Annotated in this window: 16 protein-coding genes; 3 read left to right on the top strand and 13 right to left on the bottom strand. The window is 37.6% G+C overall.

What is annotated here, in order from left to right; genetic code table 11:
* Positions 1-32: 32 nt before the first annotated feature.
* The gene (locus E0W68_RS10545) at positions 33-1,664 is read left to right on the top strand and encodes a hypothetical protein (RefSeq protein WP_135219395.1); all 1,632 of its coding nucleotides are present in this window, start codon (positions 33-35) and stop codon (positions 1,662-1,664) included.
* Between the two features lie 103 nt (positions 1,665-1,767).
* Here the strand turns inward: E0W68_RS10545 and E0W68_RS10540 are convergent, their stop codons facing one another.
* From E0W68_RS10540 to E0W68_RS10495, 10 genes are all read right to left on the bottom strand, one after another.
* On the bottom strand, positions 1,768-2,718 hold the full coding sequence (locus E0W68_RS10540) for a bestrophin family protein (protein ID WP_135219394.1): 951 nt from the start codon (positions 2,716-2,718) through the stop codon (positions 1,768-1,770).
* Between the two features lie 11 nt (positions 2,719-2,729).
* The gene (locus E0W68_RS10535; RefSeq protein ID WP_135219393.1) at positions 2,730-3,455 is read right to left on the bottom strand and encodes a hypothetical protein; all 726 of its coding nucleotides are present in this window, start codon (positions 3,453-3,455) and stop codon (positions 2,730-2,732) included.
* 102 nt (positions 3,456-3,557) lie between these two features.
* On the bottom strand, positions 3,558-4,925 hold the full coding sequence (locus E0W68_RS10530; protein WP_135219392.1) for a HAMP domain-containing sensor histidine kinase: 1,368 nt from the start codon (positions 4,923-4,925) through the stop codon (positions 3,558-3,560).
* Positions 4,922-5,596 carry a response regulator transcription factor gene (locus tag E0W68_RS10525; protein WP_135219391.1) on the bottom strand — a complete coding sequence of 225 codons (675 nt, stop codon included), beginning with the start codon at positions 5,594-5,596 and terminating at the stop codon, positions 4,922-4,924. The genes E0W68_RS10530 and E0W68_RS10525 overlap by 4 nt, the downstream gene beginning before the upstream one ends.
* A 181-nt stretch (positions 5,597-5,777) precedes the next feature.
* Positions 5,778-6,464, bottom strand: a complete 687-nt coding sequence (locus tag E0W68_RS10520) for a YiiX/YebB-like N1pC/P60 family cysteine hydrolase (RefSeq protein ID WP_135219390.1) — start codon at positions 6,462-6,464, stop codon at positions 5,778-5,780.
* A 27-nt stretch (positions 6,465-6,491) separates the two neighbouring features.
* On the bottom strand, positions 6,492-7,016 hold the full coding sequence (locus E0W68_RS10515; protein ID WP_135219389.1) for a DUF4878 domain-containing protein: 525 nt from the start codon (positions 7,014-7,016) through the stop codon (positions 6,492-6,494).
* Positions 7,017-7,093: 77 nt separating this feature from the next.
* Positions 7,094-8,260 (bottom strand): formate-dependent phosphoribosylglycinamide formyltransferase, encoded by a 1,167-nt coding sequence (purT, locus tag E0W68_RS10510; protein WP_135219388.1) that lies wholly within the window; start codon positions 8,258-8,260, stop codon positions 7,094-7,096.
* Positions 8,261-8,409: 149 nt separating this feature from the next.
* Positions 8,410-8,826 carry an endonuclease domain-containing protein gene (locus E0W68_RS10505; protein ID WP_135219387.1) on the bottom strand — a complete coding sequence of 139 codons (417 nt, stop codon included), beginning with the start codon at positions 8,824-8,826 and terminating at the stop codon, positions 8,410-8,412.
* Positions 8,827-8,954: 128 nt separating this feature from the next.
* The gene (locus tag E0W68_RS10500) at positions 8,955-10,136 is read right to left on the bottom strand and encodes a pyridoxal phosphate-dependent aminotransferase (RefSeq protein WP_135219386.1); all 1,182 of its coding nucleotides are present in this window, start codon (positions 10,134-10,136) and stop codon (positions 8,955-8,957) included.
* Positions 10,137-10,164: 28 nt separating this feature from the next.
* Complete coding sequence (locus tag E0W68_RS10495; protein ID WP_135219385.1) at positions 10,165-11,259, bottom strand: fatty acid desaturase family protein; 1,095 nt, start codon at positions 11,257-11,259, stop codon at positions 10,165-10,167.
* Positions 11,260-11,375: 116 nt separating this feature from the next.
* Between E0W68_RS10495 and rsmG the strand changes: the two genes are divergently transcribed.
* A complete protein-coding gene (gene rsmG, locus E0W68_RS10490) occupies positions 11,376-12,005 on the top strand; it encodes a 16S rRNA (guanine(527)-N(7))-methyltransferase RsmG (RefSeq protein WP_135219442.1) in 630 nt (209 codons plus the stop codon).
* A gap of 207 nt (positions 12,006-12,212) precedes the next feature.
* On the top strand, positions 12,213-12,965 hold the full coding sequence (locus E0W68_RS10485; protein WP_135219384.1) for a hypothetical protein: 753 nt from the start codon (positions 12,213-12,215) through the stop codon (positions 12,963-12,965).
* Between the two features lie 104 nt (positions 12,966-13,069).
* On the opposite strand, the gene pruA is transcribed toward E0W68_RS10485, so the two are convergent.
* From pruA to E0W68_RS10470, 3 genes are all read right to left on the bottom strand, one after another.
* Positions 13,070-14,704 (bottom strand): L-glutamate gamma-semialdehyde dehydrogenase, encoded by a 1,635-nt coding sequence (gene pruA, locus E0W68_RS10480; RefSeq protein ID WP_135219383.1) that lies wholly within the window; start codon positions 14,702-14,704, stop codon positions 13,070-13,072.
* Positions 14,705-14,817: 113 nt separating this feature from the next.
* Positions 14,818-15,204 carry a Co2+/Mg2+ efflux protein ApaG gene (apaG, locus tag E0W68_RS10475; RefSeq protein WP_135219382.1) on the bottom strand — a complete coding sequence of 129 codons (387 nt, stop codon included), beginning with the start codon at positions 15,202-15,204 and terminating at the stop codon, positions 14,818-14,820.
* 102 nt (positions 15,205-15,306) lie between these two features.
* Positions 15,307-16,575 carry a type IX secretion system plug protein gene (locus E0W68_RS10470; protein ID WP_135219381.1) on the bottom strand — a complete coding sequence of 423 codons (1,269 nt, stop codon included), beginning with the start codon at positions 16,573-16,575 and terminating at the stop codon, positions 15,307-15,309.
* Positions 16,576-16,680: the final 105 nt, after the last annotated feature.

Genomic DNA, 16,680 nt, shown 5'->3' with positions numbered 1-16,680 from the left:
TTTATATACCTATAAGGCAAACAATAATATTTATGAAAAAATCTGTAGCTGTAATAATTCTTGCTTTTTTAGCTTTTATAATATTTTATTTTGCCCATCCTGTTCTCAACTATGGTTTTATAGGGCTTCCTTTTGCCCTGTTATTACTCATCATTACAGGAATTTTACTTACCACGCGTATAGAGGCTAAAAGTAATAAAGCAAACTTCAAATTTACTCGGGTACATCGTTTTTTATGGCTTGTTGTATTTTTACTCATAGCCTATGTTACATTAGTACCATTGGTTACCAGTTCTCCCATGTTTCACAGTCAGGCTTACAGAGGACTTATTGGCGAGGTAAAAGACGGCAAAGAAATATCCAATCACATTGCGCCACTGGCAATAAATAAAGTGCGTGTGGTAGATGAAAACCTTGCCTACCTGTTGGGTGAGAAAATATTAGGGTCAGACCCTGCTTTGGGCAGTAAAGCAGAGTTAGGACATTTTACCATTCAAAAAGTGAACAATGAGCTATACTGGGTAGCTCCGCTGTTGCACACGGGCTTTTTCAAATGGCTTAATAACAGCGAGGGGACAGATGGCTATGTGCTGGTTTCGGCTACCAATGAGCGCGATGTGAAGCTGGTACAATCCCTTAACGGGAAACCATTAAAAATTAAATACCAAAGCGAGGCTTTTTTTATGAGCCAGATGGAGCGTTACCTTTATTTCAACGGTTATGCAACTACTGGACTTGAAGATTATACTTTTGAAATTGATGATGAAGGCAACCCGTACTGGGTAGTAACCAAATACAAAAAAGAAGTAGGTTTTGGCGGTAACAATGCCACCGGTACAGTAGTTTTGGATGCACAAACGGGAGTAATACAGGAGTATAGCATAACTGAAACCCCTGACTGGGTGGATAGAATACAACCGCAGGAATTTATAGAAAACCAGCTAAATGACTGGGGTGAATATGTACACGGTTACTGGAATTTTGCCAACGAAAACAAACTGCAAATTACCGAAGGGCTTACACTGGTATATGGCGAAGATGGTAAACCCTATTGGTACACAGGGCTTACCTCTGTAGGTAAGGATGAGAGCGCAGTAGGGTTTGTACTGGTAGATACCCGTACTAAACAAACAACCTACTACCACCAAAGCGGTGCAACCGAGTATGCCGCGCAACGATCGGCAGAGGGTAAAGTACAGGAAAAAGGCTATACTGCTTCAATGCCTGTGCCTTATACCATCAACAATATTCCTACCTATGTTATGACTTTAAAAGATGGTGGCGGACTTGTAAAAATGTATGCTATGGTGGCTATTAGCGATTATACCATAGTGGGTGTGGGTAACACGATGAATGAAACCATGATGGCTTTTAAAAATGTATATAATATGGCAGATAACCGTATTGACCCGAACGCCGTTAGTGACAGGAAAACACTTGCCACAGTGGTACAGAGAATACAGAGTGATATTAAAAACGGTAACAGTTTTTACTACTTTACCGTTGAAGGTTCACCAAAAATATTTGTAGGTTCGTCGCAACTTTCCAATGAGTTGCCGGTAACGGCAGCAGGCGACAGCATAAGTATTTCTTTTGATGTTGATGCAGAGCAGGTAATTAACGTTTCTACGTTTGATAATCTTAACTTGGGAGATAAGAAATAAACAAATGGTTTAATAGTACAAAAAGCTGCCCTAAGGCAGCTTTTTTCAGTTATAAACACGCTCACAGAAGGGGATGAAGGCGGTTTAAAACATTAGTAAACAATTACAAAACGAAATAAGAATGATTTACAGGTTCTATACTTTTAACATTGTCGCTTACTGCTGTAGCATCAGAAATAAATTCATCGCGATACTCATTAACCATTTGTAACAGGTTTTTTTCTATCGTAGATGATATTGTTATCATCGGGGTGTCCGTAGGTCTGTTTTCAAACGGATCCTGAAGGTGTATAGCCATTTTTTCGATTAAAAAAAATGCCGCAGCTATAGTAGTTACCAGTGGTATTTGCAACCAGCCCAAAAAATCTGCCAGCCCAAAAGGTAAAAGCATAATAAACAGGCATAAAGTAAAACGGATGTACATACTGTAAGTAGTAGGGAAAACCGTGTTTTTAATACGCTCACATTTACCCATAGAATCACAAAGGCGGGTAAGGGTTTTATCGATTTCTACTTGTTGGTAAGGATTTAGCTTTCCTTCATTATTGCCTTCCTTCAGGTCTTTGGCATGTAGCATAAGCAGGGCATTGGGTACATGCTTATGGTTTTTTACAAAGCGAAAATCTTCTTCGGATACTAAGCCTTTGATAGGTTTTAAAGGATCTTTTTCACGCAGAGATTGGCTAAGGCTGTAACACCATGCTGCCTGTCTTTTTGCAAACCGTTCTTTAAACTCACTTGCCTTAACTGAAAAATCAGGGTCTTCATAAAATGCAATTATCTGCCTTATCAGCGTTCGGGAGTCATTTACAATAGCGCCCCACACTATCCGGGCTTCCCACCATCTGTCATAAGCCTGATTACTTTTAAATGCAAGCAGTAACGATATAATAGTACCTATTATGGTGGGAATGGCAATAGGTATATCGATATCAAACCCATTCTGATAGTGGTGTGTGATTTCGAAAGCAATAGTATAGAGGAATACGAGTATTAACTCGTATTTAATTTTCCCCAATACATACTTCATGGGTATTTTTTTCTTTAGTAACATACTTTTATTTTTTATACGGATTCTTCGCAAAATGATAATACGGGTAACCCTATAACATCGGTTATCTGTTTTTTATCATTCTTTTTTCCTGATATTTTTTGTTTGGATTTTCTGGTATGCACTACCAGATCAATGCCATTTTTATTGATTACATTCAAAATCATTTCGGCAATTTTATCGTTTTCCTGCTCTTCTATCTCTGCCTGGCTAACGATTTGAAATTTAAAGCGTCCTTTTATTTTTTCCTGTAGTTCCTGTACGCCCAAAGGGCTGTAAGAATTTTGCAGGTATAAGGCTTTACTAAAACGGGATTCTTTTACCTGAGTACCAAGATGTAATATGGTATATTTACTGTTTAACAGTAGTTTATTGCAAAAACAATGTATTTTGTTTTGATCGGTTTTATACGATTCACAAAGTAGTATTATATCTATCGACAGGTGTTCGATAAGGTTTTTTAATATCGGGCGCGACAGTCCGTATTGGTTATGCAGGGCTAATGTGCAGTTTTCGGTAGCGTTTACCAGTTCCCTGCACTCTTTTAGCACTTCGTTTTGGGCTTTTGTAATGGTAGATTTGGTATGGCTTAATACATATAGTGAGGAATAGCACTCTGTTACTTCATGAAGCAGCATTAAGGTTATGGAACAACTATTGTTGTCAGTATGCCTTATGGCTGTTTTAACTGCGCAAACAGTATCAGCTTCCAGTATAGTAGGTATTAAAATATTTTTCATGGTACATACTTTTTAAAAAATTAGTACCACAAAGTAATTGCCTCCACATTAGAGAGGGCTTAATTTAAAATTAGAATTTTATTAGAATTCGGATTAGAATTTTTAATATTGCTCTTTATTGAAAGTAATATTAACAACAGTACCTTTTTCAGGTTCAGACTTAATGGTAAGGTCACCATTGTGCATACGGATAATTTTCATTGCGAGCGGAAGACCTAAGCCATACCCGATATATTGCGATGCTTTTTTACCCCGAAAGAAGGGTTCGTAAAGGTAAGGAATATCTTCCGGAGGTATCCCGATGCCGATATCAGTTATGGTAATTTTAATTTTTGTCCGATTAGCGGAAAGTGATACAAAAACCTCTTCGTTATCAGAATATTTAACCCCGTTAGATATAATGTTGCCTATTGCCAGCTCCAAAAGAGGTCTGTTACAAGGCAGCATTAGTAAGTGCTCATCTTCGGGTATATCATTAAGTTTTATAGTAACCCTGTTGTTAGGGTACAACCTGTCAAGATCGCATTTTACATCCAAAAGCAATTCATCTATCCTTACAATATCCTGTACCTGTTTTTTACCATCATACCCGGTTTGGGTAAGCTTTAAAAGACTTTCGGTAAGGTTACCCAATCGGTTAGCCTGTTTGTTTATATTTTCGAGAGAAGCTATGTATTCCACAGGATTTCGTTCTTTAAGCAATGCTATTTCAGTCTCTGCTATAATGGTGGTAATAGGAGTTTTTAGTTCATGCGATGCGTTGTTTATAAAATTTGCCTGCAACTCAAAAGAGGTTTCCAATCGGTCGAGCATATCATTAAAAGTTCGCGTAAGGTTGGCAATCTCATCAGTATTGTTGTTGTATGACAATCGGTTGTGAAGATTGGAAGCACTGATGCGATTTACCTCATCTGTAATTTGCGATACAGGATTGATAACCCTTCTGGCAAAAAACCTTCCTAAAAAGTAAGCCAGAATTACAAAGCATGCAGTACCGATGAGCATAATACGCGTAATATAAATACTGCTGGTATTGCCCCGCCTGTCATAAGCACTGATGATAACCATATACTTTTGTCCGTTCTCATCAAATATTTGCCCGTAAAAATGTTCGTTATCTTCTTCCAGCCATCCTTTACCATTTTTCATTACTTCCGAATAAAATTCAGGAGGCAGTTGCAACTTGGTATTATATTCGAAATTATGATTACCATTTACCTTTAATACATACTCGTGTTCATCAATAAGCTCCTCAAGCCCGTTTGCTTTAAGCTCCCGATAATATTCTGCCTTAATAGTGTCATTCTGATAGTGAATGGAGGCAACTATTTTAGCCCTGTCCTGTAATCTTTTTAAAAAGTAGTATTGATTGTTTTGTTTGAACAGATAAAAAACTATTATGCATAATAACAGGGTGCTGAATACCGAGAGGGTAACATAGGTAATGGCTATTTTGGTTTTTATCTTCATGGTTTTATAACATATCCCAGCCCTTTTATGGTGTGTATCAGTTTTTTATTATAAGGTTTATCTATTTTTTTTCGCAGGTAGTTAATATACACATCCACAACATTTGTATTCATATCAAAATTTATATTCCATACATTGTCAAGTATTTTTTGGCGCGAAAGCGTTATCCCTGTGTTTTTGGATAAATAATATAACAATTTAAACTCTTTTGCTGTAAGAGGAATTTCTTGATCGTTCCGTTGCACTTTTTTAGCCCGTCTGTCTATTACAAGATCATCTATTTCAATTATTTCGGCGGGTTTTTGTACTTGTCCTGCTCTGCGAGCCAATGCCTTTATCCGGGCTTCAAGTTCCGTAAACTTAAAAGGTTTAGCCATATAGTCATCAGCTCCCGCATTTAGCCCTGCCACCACGTTTTCTGTTGTGCTCAATGCGGTAAGTAAAAGTATGGGGGTATAATTGTGACTGCTTCGTAGTTTTCTGCATATTTCGATACCGTTAATATCAGGTAACATTATATCGAGCACAATAACATCAAAACTATTATTGCCTATCATGTCCATTGCAGTTGTGCCATCAAGTGCGGCACTTACCTCATAGTTTTTTTCCGATAGTCCTTTTCGGATTATCGACAATAGGTTTGGCTCATCTTCAACAACTAAAATATTCATGCTTTATTTAGGTAATAACTACAAAAATAGATATTAATTGAAGAAAAAAATCTTTATAAAATTACAAAATACGCCTGCAACAGGTTGTAAAGCTGCATTTTTTGCAAATTCACAAAGAAAAGCCCCTTTTTTTGAGGTAGTGATATTTTAATTTGAAAAAAAGGTGAAGAGAATACTATTTCTATTGCGTATCTTGATATTGATTGATGATAATATCAAAATATTTAGTATTATACATTGGCATCATAGAGTAGAAAAGCTTTTTACGGGCATCAGTATCAGTAGGCAGATGTACAACTTTTAAATCTGTTTCTAATATTTGCCATATCATTTCAGTACAATACAACTCTTTATCATCATCATAATTTCCATGATGGTCGAAAGGAATTTTGCGCTCCAAATAATAATTAGCCCTTTCAGCAATATTTTTACAGCATATACTGTCGGCATTTTTTAACCGGGTAACAATAATTTTATGTGGAGCAGAGTATAGGAGAAAGTCGCTTAATGTCTGTTTTTGTACACCGTCAATAGCGCTAACGTCAGATGAAAGCGAATGAATAACAAACAGCGTATCATTTTGTTTTGTTATGATACCTGCGTGGGTAACATCTATTACAGGACCATCGTTAAGGTTTTTAGAAACATAATCGCTAAAAAAACCAAAACCTCTGCGCAGTATAAAATCGCCTTCTTTAATAAGGGACAATTCATCCTTAGTAAGTCGGGTTACTTCTCTGTTTTTTAATTGCTCACTAATTTCAGATTGATGGTCAAAATAGAAAAACAGCTTATACCCGCCAAATAAAAAAAAGAAAAGCATTATCAAAAAAAAGAATATTCTTTTCGTTTGATAGTGCTTTTTCATATACATCACAGTAGTTTATTTACAGCACTATTCTGCGCTTTCTTCCTGTATCATTTCCTCTTCCATAACATCACCATTCTCTATACTGTCCATGGTCTCCATATCAGCAGGTGGTGGTGGCGGCATCATACCGCCGTCTTCTTTTTTCATACCTTCTTTATCCATGCTCACTTTCCAGTCGTCATCTATTTTTACAAGATCGATAGATTTTTCACCGGATGCACTTTCTTCACCCTCTGTTGATTCAGTATATTTTACAGTTGCCTTATTACCTTCTTCATTAATTTCAGATGAAAGAATTTTAATTTCTACATTTTTATCTTTCATTTCTTCTTTCATTTTTCCGCCCAATGATTCAGCCATAGTCAAAAGAGCGGCAGTATCTTCATCACAATATTCTTTTGCTTTTTCAAACTCACCTTTACTGGTAAGTTCAAGGAAATTTTTGGCAACTTTTTCAGGGCCGTTTTCGGAACAAGAAACGAACATACTCATAGATAATAATGCTACAAACAGCATTAACGGATTTCTTTTGTTAAAAGATTTTTTCATAATAATCGATTGTTAGTGTTTCGGGTAAAAATAATATTTTTTATGAAACAACAAACAAATACCTGTTATAAAATAATTTAGCTTAAAACTGTAACTAAAGCTGCGGCTTCCTTGGCTTTTTGTACTACACTTTCAATAGAAGTGTCTAAAGTGTCATAGGTTAAAGCTACCCCCATACGGCGGTAGGGGCGCGATGTTGGCTTTCCAAATATCCTAAAGTCTGTTTTGGGTAATGCTGCTATTTTATCAAAACCTGTGTAGCTTGGACTGTTACTGTTTTCAGAAGCTAATATAACAGCACTTGCCCCGGCTTTTTCTAAAGTAATCTCGGCTATAGGCAGGCTTAATATAGCACGCAGGTGCAGCTCAAACTCATTAAAATTTTGTGTCCCCGCCAGGGTTACCATTCCTGTATCATGCGGTCTTGGCGATAGTTCGGAGAAATATACCCCTTCATCGGTTAAGAAAAATTCTACACCAAAAATTCCTGCCCCGCCCAATGCTTCGGTTACTCTGCGCGCCATATCCTGAGCTTCGGCAATATCGGCATCCGATACTTTTGCAGGCTGCCAGCTTTCCTGATAATCGCCACGTTCCTGCCTGTGCCCTATAGGCGAACAGAATAGTGTGGGGTTGTTATTTTGTGTAACAGTAAGTAATGTAATTTCTGAATGGAAATTTACAAATGCTTCAACTATTACCTCTACTACATCACCGCGCGAACCCTGTACGGCGTAGTTCCAGGCTTTTTCAATATCACTTTCAGTTTTTATGGTAGATTGCCCTTTGCCTGATGACGACATTAAGGGTTTTACCACGCAGGGCATTCCCACTTCCTCAACGGCTTTTTGCAGTTCCTCTGCCGAGGTAGCATAGCGGTAATTAGCAGTGCGAAGTCCTAAATCTTTAGCGGCAAGGTCGCGAATGGCTTTACGGTTCATAGTAAAGTTAGCCGCCTTTGCCGATGGTACTACGGTTATACCCTGCTTTTCATAATCGTAAAAACGTTCAGTACGTATCGCTTCTATTTCAGGAACAATAAAATCGGGTTGGTGTTTTGCAACAATGGCATCCAGCGCATCACCGTCCAGCATATTAATTACTTCATACCCATTTGCTACCTGCATGGCAGGAGCATTTTCATAACTATCTACTGCTATAACGGTTTGCCCTATGCGTTGCGCAGCAATTACAAATTCTTTACCCAGCTCGCCGGAGCCTAATAAAAGTATCTTTTTGTTCATTGTGTTGTTGTTTGAACGGCAAAAATACAAAGTTTTTGGCGGTTATTTGGGTGGCTGAAAGTCGGGGTGGTATTTTAAGGGTAATAAATAAAATTTCTTTACCACCCCACCCTAACGGGTACCCCTCCAAAGGAGGGTAATAGCATTAATTATCCGAAATTTGCAGTAATAAAATTTTCCAATTCAGTCATTACATTTTCTAAGTCATGTAGTATTCGTAGGCTTGATACTCGATAGATTTTTAAACCTAATGATAAAAGATATAGTTCCCGTTTTTCATCATAGTCTACTTTATCATTATGACTTGAACCATCTATTTCAATAATTAACCCTAATGTCTTTACATAGAAGTCAACGATATAGTTGCCGATGATACGCTGCCTGTCGAAATCAATACTATGAAATTTTTTCTTGTGTACCTGTTGCCAAAAAACAACTTCGGGATAGTTGCCTGCCTTGCGTAAGTTTTTAGCTCTTATTTTTAAATCAGGATTATAAGGAAGATTTTTAGGGAAGTTCCTGTATATAGGTTTATTGTTGATATGGGCTAAAATTTCTTTATCCATAAACTATACTTCGTTATGACTCTCCTTTATCAGAGGGGTGGCTGAAAGTCCGGGTATTATTTTAAGGAATGTTTTTTTTACCACCCCACCCTACGGGCACCCCTCCAAAGGAGGGGAATTAGTAGTTTTTAAACCAAAGCCTCTTTTATCCTGCGTAAAGCCTCTGTAAGCAGTTCTTCGCTGGTGGCATAGGATATACGGATGCAATCCGGATTTCCGAATGCTTCACCTGTTACGGTAGCTACATTGGCATGTTCTAAAAGGAGCATTGAGAAATCGTCGGCATTTTTAATTTCAATTCCTTTTATGGTTTTACCGAAGTAAGCCGAAACATCCGGAAATACATAAAAAGCTCCTTCGGGAACATTGTTTTTAAAGCCCGGTATATCGTTCATCAGGTTAATAACAAGGTCACGACGTTTGTGGAAAGCCTCAACCATGTGGCTTAGTACTTTCGGGTCGGCATCTACGGCTGCAATGGTGGCACGCTGTGCAATACTGTTTGCTCCGCTGGTTACTTGTCCTTGTATTTTGGTACAGGCTTTGGCAATAAATTCCGGTGCCCCTATGTAGCCAATGCGCCATCCCGTCATAGCAAATGCTTTTGCCACTCCGTTTACGGTAATAGTTCGGTCTATCATGCCCGGTATTGAGCCTATACTGTAAAAATTACCTGAGAAATTAATATGTTCATATATTTCATCCGATACCGCATAGATATCGTGCTTTTTTAACACTTCGGCTATTGCTGTAAGTTCTGCTTCGCTGTATATAGAACCGCTTGGGTTACAAGGCGAGCTAAACCACATCATTTTTGTTTTGGGTGTAATGGCTGCTTCCAGTTGTTCGGCAGTCATTTTAAAATCCGTTTCTACAGATGTGGGTACTACTACAGGCACCCCGCCTGATAGTTTTATAATTTCGAAATAGCTTACCCAATAGGGGGCAGGCAGTATAACCTCGTCGCCATCATTAAGCATTACTTGAGCTATATTGTATAATGATTGCTTTGCTCCTGTAGAAACTACAATTTGCGATGGTTTATACTCAAGATTATTATCTCTTTTAAATTTTCGGCAAATGGCTTCTTTAAGTTCTATGTAACCATCTACAGGCGTATAGCTGCTGTAGTTTTCGTCAATTGCCTTTTTGGCTGCTTCTTTAATAAAGTCAGGCGTATTAAAATCGGGTTCGCCCAAACTTAAACTGATAATATCTTTCCCCTGTGCTTTTAATTCTCTGGCTTTTGCCGCCATAGCAAGGGTTTGTGATGTAGATAGGTTGTTAATTCTGTCAGAAAGCACGTTCATTTGTGTAGTCGAGGTTTATGTTCTAATTTTAGTTAAGTGCCGGTTTCATGCCCAGTTCTTTCAAATGTTTAAAGTGAGCTGCCACAGCTTCCCGCATGGTAGTGAACTCATTGTAGGGTAGGTTATACTCGCGTGCCGTCTGCTTTACAATTACTGCAATTTTAGTATAATGCACGTGGCTTATATGCGGAAAAAGGTGGTGTTCTATCTGGTGGTTAAGCCCGCCTGTAAACCAGTTTATAATTTTGTTTTTGTGGGCAAAATTTGCAGTGGTATATAACTGGTGTACAGCCCAGGTATTCTCCATTAAGCCATTTTCATCAGGTACCGGGTTTTCTGTTTCCTCTACTACGTGTGCCAACTGGAAAACAATACTTAATATTAAACCTGCAACATAGTGCATTACAAAAAAGCCTATAAATACTTTCCACCATACTATACCTAGCAGTATCGGGATTGCAAACCATACTATTACATAAAGTATTTTTGTTATTACAAGCACTGTCCAGTGTTTTATGGGGCTACTGAATTTTCCGTAAGAAAGACCTCTTTTAATATAATTTCTCATCTGCTTAATATCGGTAGTCAATGCCCAGTTAAACGTTAATAAGCCATATAAAAAGATAGAATAGTAGTGCTGAAACTTATGGAACTTTCTCCATTTGGCGTTTTGCGTAAAGCGTATTATTCTTCCTGCATCCAAATCCTCATCATGCCCGTGTATGTTGGTGTAGGTGTGGTGCAATACATTGTGCTGCACCTGCCAGTTATATACATTGCCTGCCAAAAGATACATGCTGCTGCCCATAACTTGGTTTAGCCATGATTTAGAAGAGTAAGAACCATGGTTGGCATCGTGCATTACATTCATGCCTATGCCTGCCATGCCTATACCCATTACTATGGTAAGCAAAAATTGCCCCCATACGGGTATGCTGAGTGTTAGCAATATAAAGTAGGGCGCAAGTAACGCCGTAAACATGATAATGGTTTTAAGATGCAGTTTCCAGTTACCGGTTTTTTTTATATTGTTTTCTTTAAAGTATTCATTTACACGTTTATTTAGTGTTCTGAAAAATTTTAGGGAGTCGTTTTTAGAAAAAACGGGAGGGGTTATATTCATAGTTAATCAAAAAATTCTATAATTTATCAAAGGTAGTTATTAATGTGTTTGCAACCACTAAAATTGATCCGAAATTTCTTTACCGAAATGTGTACTTTTGTCAAAAGTCAAAAATGATGGACGAAATAATAAAGCAATTCCCAAACCTTACCGAAACACAACTACAGCAATTTGCACAACTTGAAGCATTATATAAAGATTGGAATGCGAAAATAAACGTAATATCACGCAAGGATATAGATGCTTTATACACCAAGCATGTGTTGCATTCGCTGGGTATTGCCAAAATCATGCCATTTAACCCCGGTGCCTCTGTACTGGATGTGGGTACAGGAGGAGGTTTTCCCGGAATACCGCTGGCAATACTTTATCCTGAAACTAAATTTTACCTGATAGACGTTATTGCCAAAAAGATAAAAGTAGTGCAGGAAGTAGCTAATGCTCTGGGCTTACAAAATGTAAAAGCGGAACAGAAACGTGCTGAGCATGTAACGGAAGATTTTGATTTTATTGTGAGCCGTGCCGTAACCAACATGCCCGATTTTGTAAAGTGGGTGAGGGGTAAAGTAAAAAAAGAGCAAAACCATGAGTTGCCCAACGGTATATTGTACCTGAAAGGGGGCGACCTTACTGAAGAGCTGGAAGTTTTTCAGAAAGTAACTTTGTATAATCTCTCGGATTATTTTTCAGATGAATTTTTTGATACTAAAAAGGTGGTGCACCTGGCGATGAAGTATAAGGTGTAGCTTTTTTATAATTTTCAGATGTTACTATTACCTGCTTTTTACCTCCTGAATTATTGGAAGCATAATGCTTGTTACTATGTTAAAACCTCGCTCAGAGGCAGATGCTTGATTTTTTATCTAAAAGTTTACATATTATATAGCAATTGTATGTTGTATTTCTTTAGCTTTGAGCGAGTTTAAAAAGTTATATAACAAAAACTAAAAAACATGAACAGAATAAAACAAATTAGTCTTTTATTGATACTATATTTTATCAGTACAAACGTGCAAGCACAAGTAGAGAAAGCTGCGGTAGTAAGTTTTTACACCAATAAAGTTGTTGGGTTTTCAGAAATATCAGGTCCGGGTACAGATGTTTTATTAGAAAAGGTCTTAAATCTTAGTGAAGATCCTGATTTTAATTTACAGCCAATGCTTAACAAGTTTCATGAGCAGTTTTTTACTAAGTATGCAAAAGATTTTCAATATGATTTTCTTCCTGAAGATGAAGTAACAAGTAATCCTGAATATATCAATTTTGTTCCGACCACTTTAGGCGTAGAGACACAGGAAAATGACAGACTTTTGAGCTACGGTAATTATAAAGCTATATATGAAGGCGCTCTTGGTAAGGCAAATGAAGAAGGAATGGCTAAAATATTTAAAGATAAAGCAGAAAGAACAATATACGTTAGCTTTAGTTTTGAATTTGTAAACTCAGCCATTGGTATAGGCAGTACAGGTTTGCTTAAAATAAGAGCTACAATGCGCATAGCGGTATATGACAAAGCCGGTAAAAAAGTATTTATAATACGAGAAGGAGCAAACTCTAAGCAAACAGTAGTAAAGGTTAAAGGTATTCCTATAATGGATGCGAGTAAAATATTGCCTATGTGCGAAAGTGCCCTTGATGAACTAATGAAAGATATGGATAAGAAATTAGAAAAAAGAATTCTTAAAGAGTTGAAAAATAAAAAATAATAACTCTGAAATAATACAGGTTTATCCCTGAACTGAATATAAAAAAACTCCTGCCTAAGCAGGAGTTTTTTATTTATTAAGATGGTATTGTTATCCCGCAATGATTATTCTCCTAAGAAAGGATATCTGTAATCCGTTGGCGGAACAAAGGTTTCTTTAATGGTTCTTGGCGATACCCAACGTAGCAAGTTAAGTATAGAGCCTGCCTTGTCGTTAGTGCCCGATGCTCTAGCACCACCAAATGGCTGCTGACCTACTACTGCGCCTGTAGGCTTATCATTGATATAGAAGTTACCCGCACAATTTACCAATGCTTTAGTAGCCTGCTCTATAGCATAGCGGTCTTGGCTGAATATAGCACCAGTTAATGCGTATGGAGAAGTTTCGTCAACCAGTTTAAGCGTTTCTTCCCATTTATCATCTTCATAAACATATACGGTAAGTACAGGGCCAAAAAGTTCAGTGTACATAGTTTCATACTGAGGGTTGGTCGTTTCAATAACCGTAGCATCTATAAAGTATCCTACAGATTTATCATAATTACCGCCTACTATAATTTCGGCATCTTTAGCACCTTTGGCATTATCAATATATTTTGCAAGTTTATCAAAAGAGCCTTCATGGATAACTGACGAAAGGAAGTTTGATAAATCTTCGGGAGAACCCATTTTCATCGACTTAACGTCGTTTATTAAATGCTCCTTCACAGCACCCCATATAGATTTAGGAATATATGCTCTTGAGGCAGCCGAACATTTTTGTCCTTGAAATTCAAAAGCACCACGTGAAAGGGCTGTAGCAACTTGTGCAGGAATTGATGACGGGTGCGCCAGTACAAAATCTTTACCACCGGTTTCTCCTACAATTCTTGGGTAGGTTTTATAAATACCTTTACCCATATTTTCGCCTATCTTTGCCCAAATACCGTTAAATACGGCTGTAGAGCCTGTATAATGCACTCCTGCAAAATCGGGGCTTGCCATAAGAGTATCGGTTATCATAACAGGGTCGCCATGTACCATATTGATAACACCATCCGGTAATCCGGCAAGTTTAAATACTTCCATTATCACATTCGCGCTATATACTTGGCTCGCGCTTGGTTTCCATACTACCACATTACCCATTAACGCGGGTGATGCCGGCAAGTTACCTGCAATGGCTGTAAAGTTAAACGGTGTTATGGCATAAATGAAACCTTCCAAAGGGCGGTGCTCCATTCTGTTCCATATACCTTCGGATGATACAGGCTGCTCAGCATAAATCTGAGTCATAAACTCTACATTAAAGCGAAGGAAGTCTATAAATTCGCATGCAGCGTCAATTTCTGCCTGGTGCACTGTTTTAGCCTGCGCTATCATAGTCGAGGCATTTATTTTTGCACGGTATGGTCCTGCCAAAAGTTCAGCAGCTTTCAGGAAAATAGCAGCTCGTTGCTCCCAAGCCATGCCAGCCCATTTTTTACGGGCTTCCAGCGCAGCAGCGATAGCCTGCTCCACATGTTTTTTCTCTGCTTCGTGGTAGGTACCCACTACTTTTTTATGGTCAAAAGGAGGGTTTATAGTTTGGGTTTTTCCGGTGCGTATCTCTTCACTGCCTATGTACATAGGTACATCTACAGTAGTGGCATACATTTCTTTAAAAGCGGCAAGTACCTGCTCTCTTTCTTTAGTTCCCGGGGCGTATGATAATACAGGTTCGTTAAACGCGTCCGGCACATTATAAATTCCTTTTGGCATAGTATATAGTGTTTTAAAACATTAAAAAAATTAGGATATCGCAAATATACAAGAAATTATTGTTCCTGTAATTGCAAATATACTAATGAAAGGAGTGTAATATAAAGATATTGTTAATTTAGTGCAAAAGGTGCACTAAGCCTGAATGTAGGCACAATAACTTTGAAAGAGCGGGTAGAGGTAAAGTTAATCATGTTAAAATAACCGCGCATTGCCCCGAAAGGAGATGCTAATAAACAACCGGAGTTATAAATATGCTTTTCGCCGGGTTTAAGTACCGGTTTTTTTCCGATAACACCTTCGCCATCTACAATTTCGATATCGTTAAGCGAGTCGAATATTTCCCAGTGGCGGGTGTTAAGTTGTACAGAATCTTTACTCTGGTTCTCTATAGTAATCTCGTAGCTAAAGGCAAATTGTATCCTGTAGTTTTTGAAGTATGTGCCTTCAAAACTGGTTGAAACAGATATTTTAATACCTCTTGTTATTTGTGATACCATAAAAAACGCTTATTTTGCTTTTCCAAAGGTACAAAATTAAATAGTGTTGTGTAATGTTTCAAATATTAAATTAACAGTAACACTATTTTAACTCTTTGAGCATTAGTTGATAATGTTTTCCGAATTTGCATACCCCATACCTATCACCCTGTCATAACGTTCGCCGTTCATCCTGTAATAAACAAGTATGTTATAGTCATTCTCTGTTTGGTAGAAGTTTCCGTCCACTGCATCCTTTTCATTTATAACGCCACGCTTGTCAGCAGCCACATACATATAGTTAGTAAACCCCTGTTTTATCATAATGGCTTTTTCATACATTGCCGTTTTCTCATTATACTCCATTTTATACTCGTCTGTTTTGGCATAGTTGTTAAACATACCGCATACATATATATCTTCTTTACCAAAATAAGCGGGAGCACTCAAATTAAAAAACACCCAGGCATAGTCAGCCTCAAGATTTATATCCGTTACGTTAAGCCTTACATTGTTTACTATAAAATTGCCGTTTACATCAGGAAAATAAGTATAAGGTCTGCTGGCTCTTGCCTCATTAGTGTACAGTATGTTATTATAAATTTCGCCTGCGGTTATTCGCAGTACATTGTTTACCGCGTTACGAATGTCTTTGTTATCAAAGTAAAGATATTCGTTGCCTGCCCAAAATTGTGTTTCCGTATCATACCTGTAAATAAGGTCGTTGCCTATCGTATATTGCGGTTTAATGTTATATATGGCATTATCAAACCTTCCGTTCTGGAAAAGAACAACTTTTACATTTTGCAGCGGGCTCTGAAAAGTAAAGGAGCTTGTTTTTACAGAAAATTCCAGGTTGTGCTTTTCTTCCCTATACTCCATATTCCTTGTCCTTTTTACCTGTAAGGGTACCGACACCTGATCTTCATAAACTATAAATTTCCGACTGAATACTACCTCGCGATCCTCGTTTAGTATTTTAAGCATATAATTTCCGCTAAGCAACAGTCGGGTAAATTTATTAGGAATGGAAAGTGTATAGCGTGAATAAATTTGTAGCGTGTTAAACGAATTCTCGTAAATCTGGATTCTTTGGTTATCAAACCCCTCTATATAGTCGTTAACCGTAAGTTGCGACGAAGGAGTCCAATTGTAATTACAATGGGTAATCGAATAGTAATAATTAGCCTCGTTACCAAAAAGATCGTCAAAAGTAAACTGGAAAGCCTCTCCAAGCCTGAAGTACGGATAAACATTTTCATTATTTTGCCTGAATGAAACCGTTTTTATATTGTATGGAGGGGGTATTTCCTGCTGCACCTGCGCATCAACTATAAAAGGCATTAGCAGTAACAGTGTTACTTTAACTGACCGGTAAAAAAGATTAATCATTACAGCAAAATTTTATTTTCGTGAACGTAAATATAGCAAATAAATTATATGTTGTATTTGCAAAGTATTGTAACAATCAAATATTATGAGCATTAACACATTAAA

The sequence above is a fragment of the Flavobacterium salilacus subsp. salilacus genome (assembly GCF_004634195.1).
Taxonomy (GTDB): domain Bacteria; phylum Bacteroidota; class Bacteroidia; order Flavobacteriales; family Flavobacteriaceae; genus Flavobacterium; species Flavobacterium salilacus.
The sequence above is the reverse complement of the archived record's forward strand: the minus strand, read 5'-3'. Positions and strand labels throughout refer to the sequence as shown.